Origin of the sequence: Streptomyces sp. H51 (assembly GCF_035656535.1) — a bacterium.
Lineage (GTDB): Bacteria > Actinomycetota > Actinomycetes > Streptomycetales > Streptomycetaceae > Streptomyces.
The window spans coordinates 1-2,627 of the sequence record NZ_JAYMHD010000047.1 but is presented as its reverse complement, the minus strand read 5'-3'; the positions used below and the strand labels follow the sequence as shown (position 1 = coordinate 2,627).

General features: G+C 75.6%; 1 protein-coding gene. It reads right to left on the bottom strand.

The annotated features are described in order from the left end of the window. Positions 1-2,627: beta-ketoacyl synthase N-terminal-like domain-containing protein (locus VKA29_RS13600; protein WP_324785749.1), on the bottom strand; the 2,627-nt coding region annotated here is incomplete at both ends.

The window sequence follows — 2,627 nt, the reverse complement described above, 5'->3', positions numbered from 1 at the left end:
GCGAACCCCGCCGCGAACACCGGCGACGCATCCAACAACCCCACCCCCATCCCCACCCACTGCGACCCCTGACCCGGGAAAACGAACACCACCCTCCCCCCGGTGTCGGCGGCTTGGTGGTCGGCGACTCCGCTGGTCACGTGGTCTGCGGTGCGGTCCTCGGCGAGGGCGGCGAGGCCGGCCAGCGCGGTCTCGCGGCTGTCGAGGACGACGGCGGCGCGGTGCTCCAGGTGGGAGCGGGCGGTGGCGAGGGTCAGGGCGACGTCCGAGAGGGGCAGGTGGAGGTCGGCGGCGAGGTGGTCGTGCAGGCGGCGGGCCTGGTCGCGCAGTGCGGCCGGGTTGCGGCCGGAGAGTACCCAGGGCACGGTGGCCGCGAGGACGCCGGCGACGGCGGGGCGGCCGGTGTCGCCGGGGGCACGGTTGTCGGCGGTGTCGGTCGCGGCGGGCGGCTGCTCCAGGACGACGTGCGCGTTGGTGCCGCTGATGCCGAAGGAGGAGACGCCGATGCGGCGCGGGTGCCCGGTGTCGGGCCAGGCGCGGTCCTCGGTGAGGAGGCGGACGTCCCCGTTCTCCCATTCGATGTGCGGGGACGGGGCGTCGACGTGCAGGGTCCTGGGCAGGACGCCGTGGCGCAGGGCGAGGACGGATTTGATGACGCCGGCGACGCCGGAGACGGCCTGGGTGTGGCCGATGTTCGACTTCAGGGAGCCGAGCCACAGGGGCCGGTCGGCGGGGCGTCCCCGTCCGTAGGTGGCGAGCAGGGCGTGGGCCTCGATCGGGTCGCCGAGGCGGGTGCCGGTGCCGTGCGCCTCGACCGCGTCGACGTCCCGCGCGGAGAGCCGGGCGTCGACGAGGGCGGCGCGGATGACGCGCTGCTGGGAGGGGCCGTTGGGGGCGGTCAGGCCGTTGGAGGCACCGTCCTGGTTGGTGGCGGAGCCGCGGACGACCGCGAGGACGGGGTGCCCGTTGCGGACGGCGTCGGAGAGCCGCTCGAGCAGCAGCATGCCGAGGCCCTCGGAGAAGGAGGTGCCGTCGGCGGCGGCCGCGAATGCCTTGCAGCGGCCGTCGGCGGCGAGGGCGCGCTGCCGGCCGAATTCCAGGAACTCGGCGGGGGTCGCCATGACGGCGACGCCGCCCGCGAGGGCGAGGGTGCACTCGCCCTGCCGCAGTGCGCGGGTCGCGAGGTGCAGGGCCACCAGTGAGGAGGAGCAGGCGGTGTCGACGGTGACGGCGGGGCCCTCCAGGCCGAAGGTGTAGGCGACGCGGCCGGAGATGACGCTGTTGGACAGGCCGGTGCCGAAGTAGCCCTCGACGCCGTCGGGGATCTCCCGCAGTTCGGTGGCGTATCCGGAGGGTACGGCGCCGACGTAGACGCCGGTGCGGCTGCCCTTGAGGGCGGCCGGGTCGAGGCCGGCGCGTTCGAAGGCCTCCCAGGCGCCTTCCAGGACCAGCCGCTGCTGCGGGTCCATGGCGAGTGCCTCGCGCGGCGAGATCCCGAACAGTTCGGGGTCGAACAGCCCTGCCTGGTGCAGGAACCCGCCCTCGCGCACGTAGGTGCGGCCGGGCAGGCCGGGTTCCGGGTCGTAGAGGTGGTCGAGGTCCCAGCCGCGGTCGGCGGGGAACGGCCCGATGGCGTCGCGGCCCTCGACGACCAGCCGCCACAGCGCCTCCGGCGAGTCGGCGCCGTCGGGGAAACGGCAGGCCATGCCGACGATGACGACGGGGTCGTCGTCGGCGGGCAGGACGGGCGCGGTGTCCTGCCGCGGGGTGTCCTGGGTGGCGTCGCCGAGGAGTTCGGTGCGCAGCAGCCGGGCGAGGGCGGCCGGGGTGGGGTGGTCGAAGACCGCGGTGGCGGGCAGCCGGAGGCCGGTGGCGGCGCCGAGCCGGTTGCGCAGTTCGACGGCGGTCAGCGAGTCGAAGCCGAGGTCCTTGAACGCCTTCTCGGCTCCGACGGCATCGGTTCCGCCGTGTCCGAGGACGGCGGCCGCGTGGGTGCGCACCAGGTCCAGGAGCGTGCGGTGCCGGTCGTCGGGGGTGAGTCCGGCGAGCCGGGCGGCGAGCGCGGAGCCGCCCGTGCCGTCGGCGCCGTCCACGGTGCGCCGTGCCGGGGCGCGGACCAGGCCGCGCGCCAGGGCGGGCACGGTACCGGTGGCGGCCATGGCGCGCAGGGCCGCCGGGTCCAGGCGCACGGGCAGCAGCAGGGCCGCCCCGGCGGCGTGGCCGGCGTCGAACAGGGCGAGTCCGTCGGCGGCGGGGAACGCCGCCATGCCGGAGCGTGCCATGCGCTGGACGTCGTCCTCGGACAGGTGCCCGGTCATGCCGCTGGCCTCGCCCCACAGGCCCCAGGCCAGGGAGGTGGCGGGCAGGCCGTGGGCGGCGCGGTGGTGGGCGAGCGCGTCGAGGAACGCGTTGGCGGCCGCGTAGTTGCCCTGTCCCGGGCCGCCGAGGACACCGGCGGCGGAGGAGTACAGCACGAACGCGGTCAGGTCGAGGTCGCGGGTGAGCTCGTGAAGATGCCAGGCCGCGTCCGTCTTGGGCCGCATGACGTGTTCGACGCGTTCGGCGTCCAGCGAGCCGAGGACACCGTCGTCCAGGACACCGGCGGTGTGCACGACACCGGTCAACGG